Origin of the sequence: Cyanobium sp. BA5m-21, from assembly GCF_024346235.1 — a bacterium.
GTDB lineage: Bacteria > Cyanobacteriota > Cyanobacteriia > PCC-6307 > Cyanobiaceae > Cyanobium_A > Cyanobium_A usitatum.
In genome coordinates, this window is record NZ_JAGQCO010000010.1 from 13,230 (window position 1) to 27,834 (window position 14,605).

Here is a 14,605-nt window from a genome sequence, read left to right on the forward strand (position 1 = left end):
CTCTAAGTCTTGCTGATCAGCCCCGTGCCTTGAGTGGTAGCGGGTCGGTGATCCAGGTCTGCTGGCCGTCAGCGCCGGTAGATGGGGCAGGACCCACGGGGCGTGCCAAACGCCAGCTTTGGCCTCGCTCGCCCCGCTGCAGAAAGAGCTCAAAGGGACTGTCCACCCGGATCGGATCGCCAGCGAGGCGCCAGTCGAACTGGCCCTCCAGCCGCAGCCCCTTGGCCTCACCGATCCCGATCGGCTGCTGCTGAGCCACCCGCACCCGACTCACCTCCGGCATGCCGCCGGCATCTAGGGCCAGGGCATCAGCGATGGCGCCCTGGGTGAGCTGAATCTGCAACTCAAGGGCATGCAATAACACCGATCGCGGCGGCTGAGCGGAAGCACTGCAACCAGTGAGCACTATGCAAACCATCAACAGCAATGGCAGCAACCAGGCGCTCAACCGGGGAAGCGGCAGGGGCTGGGCACGGCTGAACACGGCGGGCACGATGGGGAACCTATTACTGACTCCATGATCGGCTGGCTGCAAGGGCAACTCAACCATCCCTGGCAGCAGGACAAGCGCTATGGCCTGCTGCTGGTGTGTCAGGGGGTGGGTTATGAGGTTCAGGTGAGCCAGCGGCAATGGCAGCAGCTGCCGCAGGAGGGCAGTGCTCTGAGGCTGCACACCCACTTGGCCATCCGCGACGACGCCTGGATTCTCTACGGCTTTGGTGAGCGCCACGAAAGGGATCTGTTTCGGGAATTGGTTGCCGTAAGCGGCGTAGGGCCTCAAATGGGCCTGGGATTACTGGGAGTGATGGATCCCAGGGAGTTGGTGCAAGCCATCGTGCAGACCGATCTGCGGCGGCTCTGCCAGGCACCCGGGGTGGGAAAGCGCACAGCCGAGCGCTTGGCTGTTGAGCTGCGGACCAAACTGCAGCAGCGGTTTCTGGGCCAACTGGAAAACCACGGCGATCCGGATTCGCTGGCGGACGGCCCCCTGCTGCCGGCAGAAGGCCGTGATGAAGTGCAGCTAACCCTGGCTGCTCTGGGCTACGAAGCCCTTGAAATCCATCGCGCCCTGCGCGCGGTAGCCGCCGTCGGCATGGGGGAGTCGGCCGGGGCAGAAGATTGGATCCGAGAGTGCTTGCGCTGGCTATCCCGCCCAATGGATTGAGACGGAATACCAATGTCCGTCAGAAGGTATGGTGGGAACTTGCACCGTAGGTCCCCAAACCGGGCCCAGCCTGCGTTTTATTCCCCAGCCCATGCCGCTCACCACCACCAAAAAGCAGGAACTGATCAACGGTCACCAGACCCATGGCACAGACACCGGATCGGTGGAAGTCCAGGTGGCCATGCTCAGTGAGCGGGTCAGCCAGCTGACCGGCCATCTGCAGAAAAACAAGCACGATTTTTCTTCGCGCCAAGGCCTGCTCAAGATGATCGGACGCCGTAAGCGCCTGCTTGGTTACCTAAATGGCATCAGCAAGGAGCGCTACAGCGCTTTGATCGCCAAGCTCGGCATCCGGGGCTGATCGAGGCAGCCATGGCCGGAAAGGGAATGCAAGGTCGCGCCCAATCGGGCAAAGGCAACCCAAAACCGGCCCGGCGTTCCGGTCCCAGCCAGCAGGTAATCCCTGACGCGGTTGCCAATCGCATGGCGCGCCGAATTGCAATCGGCACTGGCATTCCCACCGTCATGGGCATGGGCGTATTTATTGGTAGCTACCTGTTAGTCAGCCGCCAAATTTTTGACGTTCCACCCAGTGCCACCTTGGCGGCCTCTGGTGGATGTTTTTTTCTAGGGCTGTTGGGCTTGAGCTTTGGTGTGCTTTCCGCAAGCTGGGAAGAGAAGCCAGGCAGCTTGTTCGGCACCGAGCAGATCGGACTAAATATCAGCCGCTTGCGCAGCTCGATTAAGGCGATGCGCAATGGTTCAGGTAATCAGCCAACCAGCTCAGGCCGCCAAGAGCGGTGAGCTGATTCGAGCCTGAAAATCGGCAGCGGTGAGGGTATCAAGGGCAGCGCCCACATCGCCTACGCAAAATTGGGGGCCAAGCCGCACGAAGCGGGTCTGGCCCGCCTGACGGACCAGGGCCACCACAGGTACTCGCAGGCCAGCCTCGTCCTGGGGTGGCTTGTGGCGATGTAGGCACTCGCGCAGGCGGTGCTGAATGGCGATGTCGGCGGCCTGATCGGCAGGCAAATCAACCATCAACAACTGCAGATCGTCAATGGAGCGGCAGTCTTCGACAATTAATTGCACTCGATCATCGCGGCGATCTACCGAGGCCCATACCAGCAAGCGGGCATCCACCATTAGGTGGTCGGCTAAACGGGCATAGCTTTTAGGAAACACGACCGCCTCACAGCTGCCGGTTAGGTCCTCAAGCTGAAGCACGGCCATCCGGTCGCCCTTGCGGGTGTTCACCTGGCGCAGCTCAGGCACCATCACAATTGCGCTCACCTTGGCCTTGTCAGCCATCTCGTCGAGATTGCCCAGGGCGACCGGCGATAGCAACTTCACCTGCTGGGCCAGCTGCTTCAGGGGGTGGTCTGATAGGTAGAAGCCCACCAACTCCTTTTCCAGGCGGAGTTTTTCAGTTGGGGGATAGTCGCGGACCGGAGCCGCCTTGGGGGCGGTGCTGATATCGCCCAGGCCGGTGGCATCGGAACCCCCAGCAGAGTCGGCTGCGGCGGTGGCGCCAAACAAATCAAAGAGGTTGCCCTGACCGCTGGCCCGATCCTTGGCACGGGAGCTGGCCCAGTCGATGACTAGATCCAGATCCGCCATCAATTGGGCGCGATTGCCCAGAGGCTCGAGGGCATCAAGTGCTCCTGAATGGATCAGGGCCTCCAAGGCGCGTCGGTTGAGCTGCTGACCAGGAATGCGATCGCATAGCTCAGCTAGGGAGTTGAAACAACCATCGCCAGAGCGGGCCTCAATCAACTGTCGAATCGCCCCATCACCCAGATTGCGAACGGCCGAAAGACCAAAAAGAATCCGATCACCAACGGGTGTGAAATCGATGCCGGAAGCATTTACATCAGGGGGCATCACCTCGACACCCATTGCATTGCAGTTGGCGATATATCGCTGCACCTTGGCCGAGTCTCCGGCATTGACTGTGAGCAGTGCCGCCATGTAGGCAACTGGGTAGTGGGCCTTTAGGTAAGCCGTCTGATAGGTCACCGCGCCGTAGGCGGTGGAATGGCTCTTGTTGAAACAGTATTCAGCAAACAAAACCATCTGCTCAAAAAGTGCCTCCGCTATTCGCGGTTCGACGCCACGTTCCGTGGCGCCACTTACAAAAAGTCCCTGGTGTTTCTCCATCTCACTCTTTTTCTTCTTACCCATAGCCCGCCGCAGCAGATCTGCTTCGCCAAGGGAGTAGCCAGCCAATTCCTGAGCGATCTTCATGATCTGCTCTTGGTAAACCATGATTCCATAAGTCTCCTTAAGGATCGGCTCAAGCTTCTCGTGGGCTACATCAATTACCTCCCTACCGTGCTTGCGATTAATGAATTTAGGGATCAGACCTGCATCAAGCGGACCGGGCCGGTATAGGGCCAAAATAGAAGAGATATCCTCAAGCGATGAAGGCTTGAGATCGCGCACAATCTGGCGCATGCCACTAGATTCAAGCTGGAAGATGCCCTCCAGATCACCACGAGCAAGCAGGGCATATGTACCTGCGTCGTTAAGAGGCAGATCATCAGGATCAACCTTGATGCCGCTGTATTGCTGCACAAGATCGACAGTTTTATCGATCATTGTCAGGTTTTTGAGACCGAGAAAGTCCATTTTTAATAGACCCATCGACTCCACATCTTCCATGAAGTATTGAGTAATCACCTGGCCATCGTTGTTGCGCTGCAGGGGGACCAATTCATCAAGGGGCTCCGCTGCAATAACCACGCCAGCCGCGTGTACGCCAAAGGTCTTATTTGTGCCCTCAATACGCATTGCCATATCAACCCAGCGCTGTACGACTGGGTCCTTTTCATATTTCTCGCGGAATTCTGGAGCCGGTGATTCGGTTCCGATCATTTCCTTGAGCTTGGCAGGTTTGCCCCGCACCACAGGGATCAACTTGGCCAGGCGATCAGCATCGCCATAGGGAATATCAAGTACGCGGGCCACATCCTTGAGCACCGCTTTTGATGTCATGCGGTTGAAGGTGATGATCTGGGCCACCTTTTCTTCGCCATAGCGCTTAGTTACATAGTCGATAACTTCGCCACGCCGCTCGATACAAAAGTCCGTATCAATATCCGGCATCGACTTGCGCTCAGGGTTCAAGAACCGCTCAAAAAGCAAGCCATTGGTAACCGGGTTAATGTTGGTGATCCCCAGGGCGTAGGCCACCAAGGAACCCGCAGCTGAACCACGACCCGGCCCCACAGGTATGCCGTTGTCCCGGGCGAAGCGGATGTAGTCCCACACCACCAGGAAGTAGGTGGGAAAACCCATCTGCTCAATTACCTGGAGCTCAAAGGCGAGGCGATCGCCATATTGGGGCTCGAAGCTAACGTCATCAGTCAGGCGTAGGCGCTGCCGGAGACCCTGCTCGGCCACCTCAGTGAGATAGCTCACCGCTGTGTGCCCAGCCGGGATGGGGAAGCGGGGCATCTGATAGCGGCCGAGGATGTCGTAGGCCTCGACCTTTTCAGCCACCTTGGCTGTGTTCGCAACAGCCCGCTCAATCAGCTCGGCAGGAAGGTGGTCATTGAACAGGGAGAGCATCTCTGCCTCCCCCTTGATGTATTCGGTACCCGTGTAGCGCAGACGCTTCACGTCGCTGATCAACTTGCCCGTAAGCACGCAAAGCAGCGCGTCATGGGCTTCGACGTCGTTGGCACTTAAGTAATGGGCATCATTGGTGGCGATCAGTTCAATGCCCAGCTCGGCACCGATGCGGGCAATCCCGGTGTTAACGATGCGGTCTTCGATGCCGCCATGATCCTGGATTTCCAGGTAGAAGTCGTCGCCAAAAGTATGTTGATACCAGCTGGCAACCTCGCGCGCCGCATCGGGCCGGCCATGCAAAATCGCCTGAGGAATTTCGCCTCCCAGGCAGGCAGTAGCCACGATCAAACCTTCGCTGTACTGGCTCAACAATTGCTTGTCGATACAGGCACGGGCAAAGATGCCCCGGCCGCGCATGCCGCGTAGGTGGCTGATGCTGGTGAGCTTGACCAAGTTGCGATAGCCGACCGCATTTTTGGCCAGCACCACCAAGTGGTAGCGGCGCTCCTTTTTCTGCTGAGGGTCATCAATGGAGCCATTGATGACATACATCTCATTGCCGATGATCGGCTTGATCCCGGCCTTGGCGCAAAGCTTGAGCAGCTCAATGGCGCCATACATGACGCCGTGATCGGTGAGTGCAAGGGCTGGCATGCCCAGCTCCACAGCCCGATCCACCATCGCCGGCAACTGGCTCGCCCCGTCTAAAAGGCTGTAGTCGCTGTGGTTGTGGAGCGGAACGAAGGCCAAGGGCAGGTCTAGCCGGAAGGCATCGGAAGCCTCCCCAAGCTAGGCGACCACGCAAGATCCAGTGTCATTTGCGCGTCAGACCGGCGCAAAACCACTAGATCTGGGGTCAGTCCCTAGGGCACCAATGGGGCCACTGGCCGAGCCTGCATCACCTGGGCGGCCTGTTCGTAGTGGTGGGCCACCTGAAGCAGGCGCGGCTCTTCAAGCACTCCCGTGATCAGCTGCAGACCAATCGGCAGGCCCTCGAGATCAAAGCCGCAGGGCACATTGATGGCAGGCAGGCCACCCATGTTCGCCGGGATGGTGAGCAGGTCGGCGAGGTACATAGCCAAGGGGTCGTCGCTGTGGGCGCCAAAGCCAAAGGCCGTGGTGGGCGAGGTGGGGGTGAGCAGCACATCCACTGCCTCAAAGGCCCGGTCAAAGTCGCGCCGAATCAAGGTGCGCACCTGCTGGGCTTTCTTGTAGTAGGCATCCACATATCCGGCCGAGAGGGCGTAGGTGCCGATCAGGATGCGGCGCTGCACCTCGTCGCCAAAACCCTCAGCCCGGCTGCGGGCCGTCATCTCGGCAAGGCTGGTGGCATCCGGGGCCCGGTAGCCGTATTTGACACCGTCGTAGCGGGCCAGGTTTGCAGAGGCCTCTGATGGCGCGATTACGTAGTAGGTGGCGATGCCGTCGTTGAAGCGGGGGCAGCTCACATCCACCAGCTCGCAGCCCAGGGCCTCCAACTGGGCGGCAGCGGCCAGCACCGCAGCCTTCACCTGGGGATCAAGGCCCTCAGCTTCGAAGCACTCGCGCACCATGCCCACCCTCAAACCAGCAACAGGTTGATCAAGGGCGGCGACGTAATCGGGCACGGGGGCCTGCAGGCAGGTGGCATCGCGCGGATCCGCACCGGCGATCACCTGCAGCAGCTCGGCCGCATCCGCCACCGAGTTGGTGAACGGGCCCACCTGGTCGAGGGAGCTGGCAAAGGCGACCAGGCCGTAGCGGCTGACGCGGCCGTAGGTGGGCTTCAATCCCACCACCCCGCAGAAGGAGGCGGGCTGGCGAATCGACCCGCCGGTATCGGAGCCAAGGGCGGCGATGCACTCGCCTGCAGCCACCGCGGCGGCGCTGCCACCGGAGCTACCACCAGGCACCCTCTCTGGATTCCAAGGGTTGCGGCTGGGGCCGAAGGCTGAGGTCTCGGTGGAGCTGCCCATGGCGAACTCATCGAGGTTTGTCTTGCCAAGCAAGACAGCTCCCGCTTGCCAGAGGCGGTCGGTAACAGTGCTCTCGTAGGGGGGAACGAAGTGCTCCAGCATGCGACTGGAGCAGGTGGTAGGGACCCCCTTAGTGCAGAGGTTGTCCTTGATTGCCAGAGGAATACCTGCCAGGGGTGGCAGATCTTCTCCAGCAGCGCGGCTGGCGTCGATGCGATCCGCATCTGCCCTGGCCCGCTCGGCAGTTATCTCCAGATAGGCGTGAACGGTGGGATCAACCGCCTGGATGCGTGCCAGATGGTGATCGGTGAGTTCACGGGCTGAAACCTCACCATTGCGCAGTTGCTGACGCCATTGAGCAATCCCCTGTTCGCGCGAATCAGCGATCCCCATCAACCCTGTTGCCAGTTGGATTGGACGCTATCAGCCAGCGGCAACGGCCACTAGCCCTCAGTCGAACTCGGTGAGCGGTTCGCCCCGTCGGGTGCGCAGTAACTGGTGATCCAGAGAACCCGGAGATTCGGCCCGGAGATCGTTCAAGAAAGCCGGCAGATGGCTTTCCAGGGTGCCGCGACGCACGAAGGGGCCAAACCAATAAACAGAGTTGGGAGAGTGGGTTTCTACCCGTGCCCACCAGGCCAGGCCCAGACCATTAGCGCAGCTGCGCACTGGCCACAGCAGGGGATTCATGAGGCAGGAGCGGCTTGTAATCCATTCTGCCCGGCGTCGGTACCGTGGCTTGAGAGTTGAGTCACAGTTGAATATCCCCAAGGAAACCAGATTTGGCGGCTGGCTCCATACCCAGGCCAATGACCGGTTCTTGGTTGACCGGTTCCTGGTTGGCCAGTTCCTGGTTGAGCGTGATCGCTGCAGCAATCTGCTGCTCTGCCGATAGCTCTGACTGGTCCTCTGGCTCGATTTCCGGCATTACCTCTTGCTCCGGCTGGGGCTCCTGATCGTGAAGAAGCTCAGGGGAGCTATCAGGCTGGCTTGTGGGCAGTTGCTGGGCTTCTGCAGAACTCGCTTCGGTTGCCGTGGGCTCTTCCTCAGGCTCGGGGCTGGCGGCTGGAGCGGGCAGCTGGGGGCGCACCAAGCGGGGCGCGGGCTGGGAACCGCTCAACCCCTTCATCCAGCCACGCCGTGCCACCTCATAGAGCAGTAGGGCGGTAGCCACAGAGGCGTTAAGGCTTGGTGTGGCGCCACGCAGGGGGATGCGCACCAGCTGATCGCAGTTGCGGCGGGTGAGCATGGAGAGACCATCACCCTCAGAACCGGTGACTATGACCAAAGGCCCAGCTAGATCGGCCTCCTCCAGGCTGACGGTGCCCTCGGCTGCCAGACCCACTACCCGATAACCCTCCTGCTTGAGGGTGTCGAGGGCCCGGTTGAGGTTGACCACCCTAGCCACGGGCAAGTGCTCAAGAGCACCTGCCGCAACCTTGGCCACCGAGCCGGTAAGTCCAGCGCTGCGGCGCTGGGGCAAAACCAGGCCATGGGCACCCAGGGCTTCGGCACTACGCACAATTGCGCCGAGGTTCTGGGGATCAGTAAGACCGTCGACCGCCATCAGCAAGGCCGGCTCACCAATGGTTGCGCAGCCCTCCATCAGGGTCTGTAGATCAAGGGTCTCAGCTGCCGCTGTTTGCAGGGTGATGCCCTGGTGCACGGCACCTCCGGTGAGCTGACCTAGGCGCGCCCAGGTGACCTCCTCAACCAGTACTCCCGATGCCTTGGCTTCTCGCAGCAGCTGCAGAAACTTGGGGCTGAAGCGCATTTCTGGAGTGCACCAGACGCGATGAATCGGTCGACCGCTCTCAAGTGCCGCCTGGGCTGGATGCCGGCCCCAGATCAAATCGGCGCTGGGATCGACGCTGTGACGCTCCGCATCACCGCTGGGGGGAAGGGTATCGGCGTCGACGATCAGCGGCTTGCCAGCAAACCTGCCAGGCGCTGGGCGGCTCCCCGTGTCAAAACGTCGGCCAACAGGGCGACCGGCCCCTTCAAAGCGACCCCCACCCTCAAAACGACGGCTATCTGGGCGACCAGAGTCGGGACGGCGGCCCTGGGGACGACCTTCAAAGCGGCCGCCGGGTCGCCGCTCGTAGGGCTTGCTGTCTGAGCCGGAGCGATCGCTGGAAAAACGGGGAGCAGGCGGACGGTCGAACGAAGGTCGCTCGCTGTCACCACGCCGTTCAAATGGGCGGCGCTCGCCGCGACTACTGGGGCGGTCGGCTGGCCCATCGCGGCGGGGCTGGAAGCGGGACACACCCCGGGGGGCGGGTCGTGCACCGGTCTCTCGCCGGGGCTCCCGATCTCTTGGCCCTTCACGGCCTTCACGGCCCTCACGGCCTTCTCTTCCCTCACGGACCTCACGGCCTTCACCAGCTCCATCGCGGCGCCATTCAGGCTTGGGACCGCTGAAGCGGGGAGGACGGCCAGCCCCACGGGCGCCGCCCCCCGTCCGCTTCTCGGGACGGCGTTCAAATCGTGGGCTCATGGCGTTGTCTGCAGGTTATGGATCGATCTCCTGCAAGTGATCTAGCAGCTCGGCTAACCGGGCAGGCTCGTGGAGAAACAACCAACCAAGCAGGGCCTCAAGGCCAGTTGCCTGGCCATAGGCCGCCGCATCCCCCCGCCGGGGGCCCCTGCCAGCCCGATTGCGGCCCCGGCGCACAAGGTCTCGCTCCGCATCAGTGAGCTGCTGATCAAGCTTCTCCAGTGCCAGAGCCTGGGCGTCGGCACGCACTACCTGCACAACCTCCTGGTGCAGGGTATGGGAGCGGCCTGGACGCTGACAGCGCTGCAGGCGGTGATGAAGCTCCCAGACCGCATCACCCAGCCAGGCCAGCTGTAGCGGGCCTAATTCGGCTTGGGGAGGATGGGGGGCAAGGCCAGCTAGCCAGCTCGAAGCGGGCCGCAGCTCAGCCTTTCCCTGCTCAAGCGGCGAGGTTGCCAAGGGCTGTTTCGAGGTCGGGCTGAAGGTGCAGAAATTCTTCTAGGCGCACCAGCTTCACGGTTTGAACAACCCGGGCATTACCCACCACCAAAAATTTCTGCTTATCGCTGTTGCACTGCTTAGCAAGCTGGACCAAGGCGCCAAGACCGGACGAGTCGAGGAAGTCGATGTGGCTGAGGTCGATCACCAAAGGCTGACCATTGCCGCGGTGAGAGGCCACAAATTCGCCGAACTGTTTGTCGGAGTAGGCATCCAGCTGGCCAGTGAAGCTGAACAGCTGGCAGTGGGCCTGCTGCTCGAAGCCTCCTCGCAGGGAGACAGTCAATCGCTGCAGGTCGTTGATGGCTCCAGTCCTCGATCCGTTCTGGGGCGAAGTGTAGGGAGCAATTTTGCCGCTGCAGAAGACGCAACAAAAATGCCTCAGCGGCGGCTGGCCATCAGGGCGGCGAAGCGCGCGAAGTGATGGTCGGCGTCGTGGGGACCGGGACTGGCCTCCGGGTGGTACTGAACACCAAACACCGGTGCCTCAAGCAGCTCCAGTGCAGCCACGGTTTGGTCGTTGAGGTTGTGGTGGGTTACCCGCACTCGATCGGCGGGCAGGGATTCGGGCACGAGGGCAAAACCATGGTTTTGGCTGGTGATCTCCACCTGCCCTGGGCTGCCGCAAGGGTGATTTAAACCGCGATGGCCGTAGCCCAGTTTAAAAGTGGTGCCTCCAAGGGCCAGCCCCAGGATCTGGTGGCCAAGGCAGATGCCAAACAGGGGGAGATTGGGCAGGGCGATAAGACTTTTGGCGAGCTCAATAGCGGAGCTAACGGCGGCCGGATCGCCGGGCCCATTGGACAGGAACACTCCCTCGGGCTTGTAACTGAGAACCTGCTCCAAGCTGGCATCGGCTGGAAGCACGGTCACCTCGCAGCCGTGGGCCGCAAGACGCTCGAGGATCGCCCGCTTGATGCCGAAATCAATGGCCACCACCCGGTAGGGGCAATCGGGCTGGGATTGCATACGGGCATCAAAAGCGACCCCACAGGTTTGATCCCAGTGATAAGGATTAGGGGTAGTAACTGATGCCGCCAGGTTTAGGCCCTGCATCGAAGGGGCCGAGCGGACTTGATCAAGCAGGGCCGAAGCCGAGGTGCCATCACTGCAAATTGCGCCGTTGATCGCGCCGCCATCACGTAAATGACGCACCAGAGCTCGCGTATCAATTGCTCGAATTCCAACTACTCCATGGCGTAGAAGCCAGCCATCTAGATCACCCTCTGAGCGCCAGCTACTGGTACAAGGTGAAAGCTGGCGGGCAATCACCCCACGCACGTGGGGGCGATCCGCCTCCTGATCGGCGGCGTTGATCCCGGTATTGCCCAGTTCGGGGTAGGTAAAGGTGACCAACTGCCCGGAGTAACTCGGGTCGGTCATGACCTCCTGATAGCCGGTCATGCCGGTGTTGAACACCACTTCTCCGATGGCTGTGCCCCGGGCCCCGAAGGACTCACCCCTCAGCACGGTGCCGTCGGCCAACACCAGCAAGGCAGTGGCAGCGGACTCGCTCACGGGTTCAGGGCAGTTGCTTTGATCATCCCGCAACGGGGGCTGGCAGGGCGGCGCGCAGCCGCTCTAGAACTTGCCAGCCAGCTCCATTGGCAATGGCCTGCTGGGCCAAGCTCAGACCAGCGGCGACTGAGTCGGTCAAACCAGCGGCCCACAGCACCAGCGCTGCGTTGAGGGCCACCACATCAGCCTGGGCGCGGCTAGCTCGGCCCTGGAGCACGGCTTCGAGGATGGCTTGGTTGGTGGCGAGATCTCCACCTGCCAGATCGGCGATCGGGGCAAGCTGCAAGCCCAATGCCTCAGGGTCGAGCTGGTCGCTGCTCACAACACCAGATTTCACCAGTCGCAGCGAATTAACTCCAGCAAGGGAGGCCTCATCAAGGCCGCCCTGACCATGCACAACCACAGCCCTGCGCAGCCCTAGCCGGGCCAGAGCCTCAGCCATCGGATCGAGCAGATCAGGCCGGGCCACCCCGAGCACCTGGGCCTCAGGCCGCAGGGGATTTACCAATGGGCCCAGCAGATTGAAAACAGTCCGCACCCCCAGGCTGCGGCGCAGGGGGGCCAGCCCCACCAGCGCCGGATGCCAACCAGGGGCGAACAAAAAAGTCACCCCCGCACTTGGTAAGGCACCAATCACCTGCTCCTGGGGGGCCTGCAAATGAATGCCCAGTGCCTCCAGCACATCGGCTGATCCCACCCGACCACTGGCACTGCGGTTGCCGTGCTTGGCCACGTGGGCGCCACAGGCGGCAGCCACAAACGCCACAGCCGTTGAAATATTGAAGCTGTCGGCCCCATCGCCACCGGTGCCACAGGTATCTACAAGCGCGATAGAAGGGCGGGAAGCCGGCAGCGGACAAGCTTCTCGCAAGACCTCAGCCATGGCCGCCAGCTCCTCGCCATTAACTCCCTTGGCTCGCAAGGCGGCCAGCAACCCTCCGGTAAGCACTGGATCGATCTGTTCGCTCAGCCAGCCCTGCATCAGCGCGGTCGCCTGTTGGGCCGACAGCGACTCGCCATTGAGCAGCTGGTCCAACAGGGCAGGCCAGGACTGAACAGTGGGCATAGCTAGTAAAAAGCCCGGGTGCAAAGCACTCCGGGCCGGGTGATGGGGACCTATCCACTATCACCCGAAGAAGGGGTAAATGGCGATGACTGCCTTGGCAAAATGTCAGGTCTGTTCCTGGTCAGCGGTGTCAAAGCTGGAGCCCACCGCCTCACTCGCCGCTGGTGCGGGCCGAAAACCTTTTGCCCAGATTGCCTGGGTGCGGCTGTGCAGATCTTCACGGCTAATTCCCCACAAGCGCAGGGTCTTGGCCAAATCTGAGCTGAGATCACGGGCACCGGGAAAGTCCTCGTAGCGCATCAACAAACGGGCAGCATCAACCAGGTGGTGGTCGGCTGGCACCTCAGCGGCAAGCAGCCGATCCACCACCTCGCGATCCGTGGCGTAAAGCGGATGGCTTTGATCATTGCTGCCGGATTGGGAAGGAGCGGAAGCCATGGCGCAGCTGTTGCTGAGGCCAGCCTGCCGGAAAAGCAGCTGCCTAGGTTGGTGGACCTGTGAAAACGGCCCCTGATGGGAGCCATACGGCTGGATCTGATCCGTCGCTACCTGCGGCCCCATCGCAAGGTGGTGTTAATCGGCGTCGCCGCCCTTGTGGTGGTGAACCTGCTGAGCGTCTCCATTCCCCTTTTGGTGCGGCGGGTAATCGACGACCTGCAGGATGGTTTCGCTCTTCAAGACGTGCTGGCTCAGGCGGCGCTGATCGTCGCCCTGGCAACGGTGATGGGGGCGGTGCGGCTCTACTCACGCATGCTGGTGTTCGGGGTAGGCCGGCAGGTGGAGGCCGAGCTCAAACAACAGATTTTTGATCACCTGCTCAAGCAGGAACCCGGCTGGGTTCAGACCACAGGCAGCGGCGAGGTGATCAGCCGAGCCACCTCCGACGTCGAAAACGTGCGCAGGCTCCTGGGCTTCGCCGTGCTGAGCCTCACCAACACGGTGCTGGCCTACGCGCTCACCTTGCCAGCGATGCTCTCCATCGACGGCTGGTTGACCGTGGCGGCGGTGGGGCTCTACCCCCTGATGTTGATGGTGGTGCGCCTGTTTGGCGGTCGCATGATGCGCCAGCAACGCCGCCAGCAGGAGGCCTTGGCCTCCTTAAGCGACCTGATCCAGGAGGACCTCTCCGGCATCAGCGCCATCAAGATCTACGGCCAGGAGAGCACCGAGCAGACCGCCTTCGCCGGTCGCAACCGCATCTACCGGGATGCTGCCCTGAATCTGGCCCGCACCCGCAGCACCCTGTTCCCGCTGCTGGAAGGCATCTCGTCCATCAGCCTGCTCCTGCTACTCGCCTTGGGCAGTGGCCAGCTTGAAAGTGGCCGCCTCAGCATCGGCGACCTGGTCGCCCTGATTCTGTTTGTGGAGCGGCTGGTGTTCCCCACTGCCCTGCTGGGGTTCACCCTCAACACCTTCCAAACCGGCCAGGTGAGCCTGGAGCGGGTAGAGGAGCTGCTGCGACGGCGGCCCTTGATCGTTTCTTCAGCTTCACCAACTCCCCCAGCCAAGCCCGGTCGGGGGGCTGTGGAGGCCCGCGGCCTCACCGTGCGGTATCCCAACGCGCCTCGACCAGCCCTGGTGGACGTCAGTTTTGAGCTTCATCCCGGCGAACTTGTGGCAGTGGTGGGGCCCGTGGGCTGCGGCAAAACCACCCTGGCCCGTGCCCTGGGGCGCATGGTCGAGGTAGATCCCGGCCAACTTTGGCTCGATGGGGTCGACATCACCGCTCTGGATTTGGCTGAACTGCGTGGCCAGGTGGGCTTAGTACCCCAAGAGGGCTATCTGTTTACAGCGAGCCTGGCCGACAACCTGCGTTATGGCGAGCCGGATGCGCCGTTTGAGCGGGTCGAGGCAGCAGCTCGCCAGGCCAGGCTTGAGGGCGACATCAAGGGATTTCCCGACGGCTACCAGACCCTGGTGGGGGAGAGAGGCATCACCCTTAGCGGCGGCCAGCGACAACGCACAGCCCTGGGGCGGGCCCTACTGGTTCGCACTCCGCTATTGGTGCTTGATGACGCCCTAGCCAGCGTCGATAACACCACCGCTGCCGAGATCCTTCGCACGATTCGCAGTGAGCAGGCCAATGCCCAGTCAAATGACCAAGGTCTGGGTCGCACCGTATTGATGATCAGCCATCAGTTGTCGGCGGCGGCCGCCTGTGATCGAGTGCTGGTGCTCGAAGAGGGCCGGCTAGTGCAGCAGGGCCACCACAGCAAGCTCGTGGCTGAGCGCGGCACCTACCGTCGCCTTTGGGATAGGGAGCAGGCAAAGGAACAGCTGAGGTCGGCCGGCTGATCTCAATACTTGTTGAGCTGTTCAGCCAAGTGACC

Annotated in this window: 14 protein-coding genes; 4 read left to right on the plus strand and 10 right to left on the minus strand. The window is 61.6% G+C overall.

The window, feature by feature from the left end:
• Positions 1 to 16 precede the first annotated feature (16 nt).
• The gene (locus KBY72_RS04830; RefSeq protein ID WP_254993175.1) at positions 17 to 496 is read right to left on the minus strand and encodes a hypothetical protein; all 480 of its coding nucleotides are present in this window, start codon (positions 494 to 496) and stop codon (positions 17 to 19) included.
• A gap of 21 nt (positions 497 to 517) precedes the next feature.
• Between KBY72_RS04830 and ruvA the strand changes: the two genes are divergently transcribed.
• From ruvA to KBY72_RS04845, 3 genes are all read left to right on the plus strand, one after another.
• Positions 518 to 1,165 carry a Holliday junction branch migration protein RuvA gene (gene ruvA, locus KBY72_RS04835; protein ID WP_254959905.1) on the plus strand — a complete coding sequence of 216 codons (648 nt, stop codon included), beginning with the start codon at positions 518 to 520 and terminating at the stop codon, positions 1,163 to 1,165.
• Between the two features lie 91 nt (positions 1,166 to 1,256).
• Positions 1,257 to 1,526, plus strand: a complete 270-nt coding sequence (gene rpsO, locus KBY72_RS04840) for a 30S ribosomal protein S15 (RefSeq protein ID WP_106501986.1) — start codon at positions 1,257 to 1,259, stop codon at positions 1,524 to 1,526.
• Positions 1,527 to 1,552: 26 nt separating this feature from the next.
• Positions 1,553 to 1,969 carry a PAM68 family protein gene (locus tag KBY72_RS04845; RefSeq protein WP_254993176.1) on the plus strand — a complete coding sequence of 139 codons (417 nt, stop codon included), beginning with the start codon at positions 1,553 to 1,555 and terminating at the stop codon, positions 1,967 to 1,969.
• Here KBY72_RS04845 and KBY72_RS04850 read toward each other — a convergent pair.
• From KBY72_RS04850 to KBY72_RS04890, 9 genes are all read right to left on the minus strand, one after another.
• Positions 1,949 to 5,491 carry a DNA polymerase III subunit alpha gene (locus tag KBY72_RS04850; protein ID WP_254993162.1) on the minus strand — a complete coding sequence of 1,181 codons (3,543 nt, stop codon included), beginning with the start codon at positions 5,489 to 5,491 and terminating at the stop codon, positions 1,949 to 1,951. The two genes, KBY72_RS04845 and KBY72_RS04850, sit on opposite strands and share 21 nt — an antisense overlap.
• 113 nt (positions 5,492 to 5,604) lie before the next feature.
• Positions 5,605 to 7,089, minus strand: a complete 1,485-nt coding sequence (gatA, locus tag KBY72_RS04855) for an Asp-tRNA(Asn)/Glu-tRNA(Gln) amidotransferase subunit GatA (RefSeq protein ID WP_254961118.1) — start codon at positions 7,087 to 7,089, stop codon at positions 5,605 to 5,607.
• Positions 7,090 to 7,146: 57 nt separating this feature from the next.
• A complete protein-coding gene (locus KBY72_RS04860) occupies positions 7,147 to 7,386 on the minus strand; it encodes a DUF1816 domain-containing protein (protein WP_254931479.1) in 240 nt (79 codons plus the stop codon).
• 61 nt (positions 7,387 to 7,447) lie between these two features.
• Complete coding sequence (rlmB, locus tag KBY72_RS04865) at positions 7,448 to 9,193, minus strand: 23S rRNA (guanosine(2251)-2'-O)-methyltransferase RlmB (RefSeq protein ID WP_254931480.1); 1,746 nt, start codon at positions 9,191 to 9,193, stop codon at positions 7,448 to 7,450.
• A gap of 15 nt (positions 9,194 to 9,208) precedes the next feature.
• Positions 9,209 to 9,616: a ribonuclease III domain-containing protein gene (locus KBY72_RS04870; protein ID WP_106501987.1), complete on the minus strand. Its 408-nt coding sequence runs from the start codon at positions 9,614 to 9,616 to the stop codon at positions 9,209 to 9,211.
• Between the two features lie 16 nt (positions 9,617 to 9,632).
• Entirely contained in the window at positions 9,633 to 9,977 is a 345-nt protein-coding gene (locus KBY72_RS04875) for an STAS domain-containing protein (RefSeq protein WP_254931481.1), read from the minus strand.
• Between the two features lie 95 nt (positions 9,978 to 10,072).
• Positions 10,073 to 11,209, minus strand: coding sequence for a glutamine-hydrolyzing carbamoyl-phosphate synthase small subunit (gene carA, locus KBY72_RS04880; protein ID WP_254931482.1), 1,137 nt, complete (start codon positions 11,207 to 11,209; stop codon positions 10,073 to 10,075).
• 22 nt (positions 11,210 to 11,231) lie between these two features.
• On the minus strand, positions 11,232 to 12,275 hold the full coding sequence (gene trpD, locus KBY72_RS04885; RefSeq protein WP_254931483.1) for an anthranilate phosphoribosyltransferase: 1,044 nt from the start codon (positions 12,273 to 12,275) through the stop codon (positions 11,232 to 11,234).
• A gap of 105 nt (positions 12,276 to 12,380) precedes the next feature.
• On the minus strand, positions 12,381 to 12,713 hold the full coding sequence (locus KBY72_RS04890) for a DUF3288 family protein (RefSeq protein ID WP_254961115.1): 333 nt from the start codon (positions 12,711 to 12,713) through the stop codon (positions 12,381 to 12,383).
• 75 nt (positions 12,714 to 12,788) lie between these two features.
• Here KBY72_RS04890 and KBY72_RS04895 point away from each other — a divergent pair, with 75 nt between their 5' ends.
• Positions 12,789 to 14,570 carry an ABC transporter ATP-binding protein gene (locus tag KBY72_RS04895; protein ID WP_254931485.1) on the plus strand — a complete coding sequence of 594 codons (1,782 nt, stop codon included), beginning with the start codon at positions 12,789 to 12,791 and terminating at the stop codon, positions 14,568 to 14,570.
• Positions 14,571 to 14,605: the final 35 nt, after the last annotated feature.

What these genes read in the sequence shown, in the direction of transcription:
- ruvA (WP_254959905.1), top strand. Translation starts at nt 518, where the DNA reads ATGATCGGCTGGCTGCAAGGGCAACTCAACCATCCCTGGCAGCAGGAC.
- gatA (WP_254961118.1), bottom strand. Translation starts at nt 7,089, where the DNA reads ATGGGGATCGCTGATTCGCGCGAACAGGGGATTGCTCAATGGCGTCAG.
- rlmB (WP_254931480.1), bottom strand. Translation starts at nt 9,193, where the DNA reads ATGAGCCCACGATTTGAACGCCGTCCCGAGAAGCGGACGGGGGGCGGC.
- KBY72_RS04895 (WP_254931485.1), top strand. Translation starts at nt 12,789, where the DNA reads ATGGGAGCCATACGGCTGGATCTGATCCGTCGCTACCTGCGGCCCCAT.
- rpsO (WP_106501986.1), top strand. Translation starts at nt 1,257, where the DNA reads ATGCCGCTCACCACCACCAAAAAGCAGGAACTGATCAACGGTCACCAG.
- KBY72_RS04845 (WP_254993176.1), top strand. Translation starts at nt 1,553, where the DNA reads ATGCAAGGTCGCGCCCAATCGGGCAAAGGCAACCCAAAACCGGCCCGG.
- trpD (WP_254931483.1), bottom strand. Translation starts at nt 12,275, where the DNA reads ATGCCCACTGTTCAGTCCTGGCCTGCCCTGTTGGACCAGCTGCTCAAT.
- KBY72_RS04890 (WP_254961115.1), bottom strand. Translation starts at nt 12,713, where the DNA reads ATGGCTTCCGCTCCTTCCCAATCCGGCAGCAATGATCAAAGCCATCCG.
- KBY72_RS04860 (WP_254931479.1), bottom strand. Translation starts at nt 7,386, where the DNA reads ATGAATCCCCTGCTGTGGCCAGTGCGCAGCTGCGCTAATGGTCTGGGC.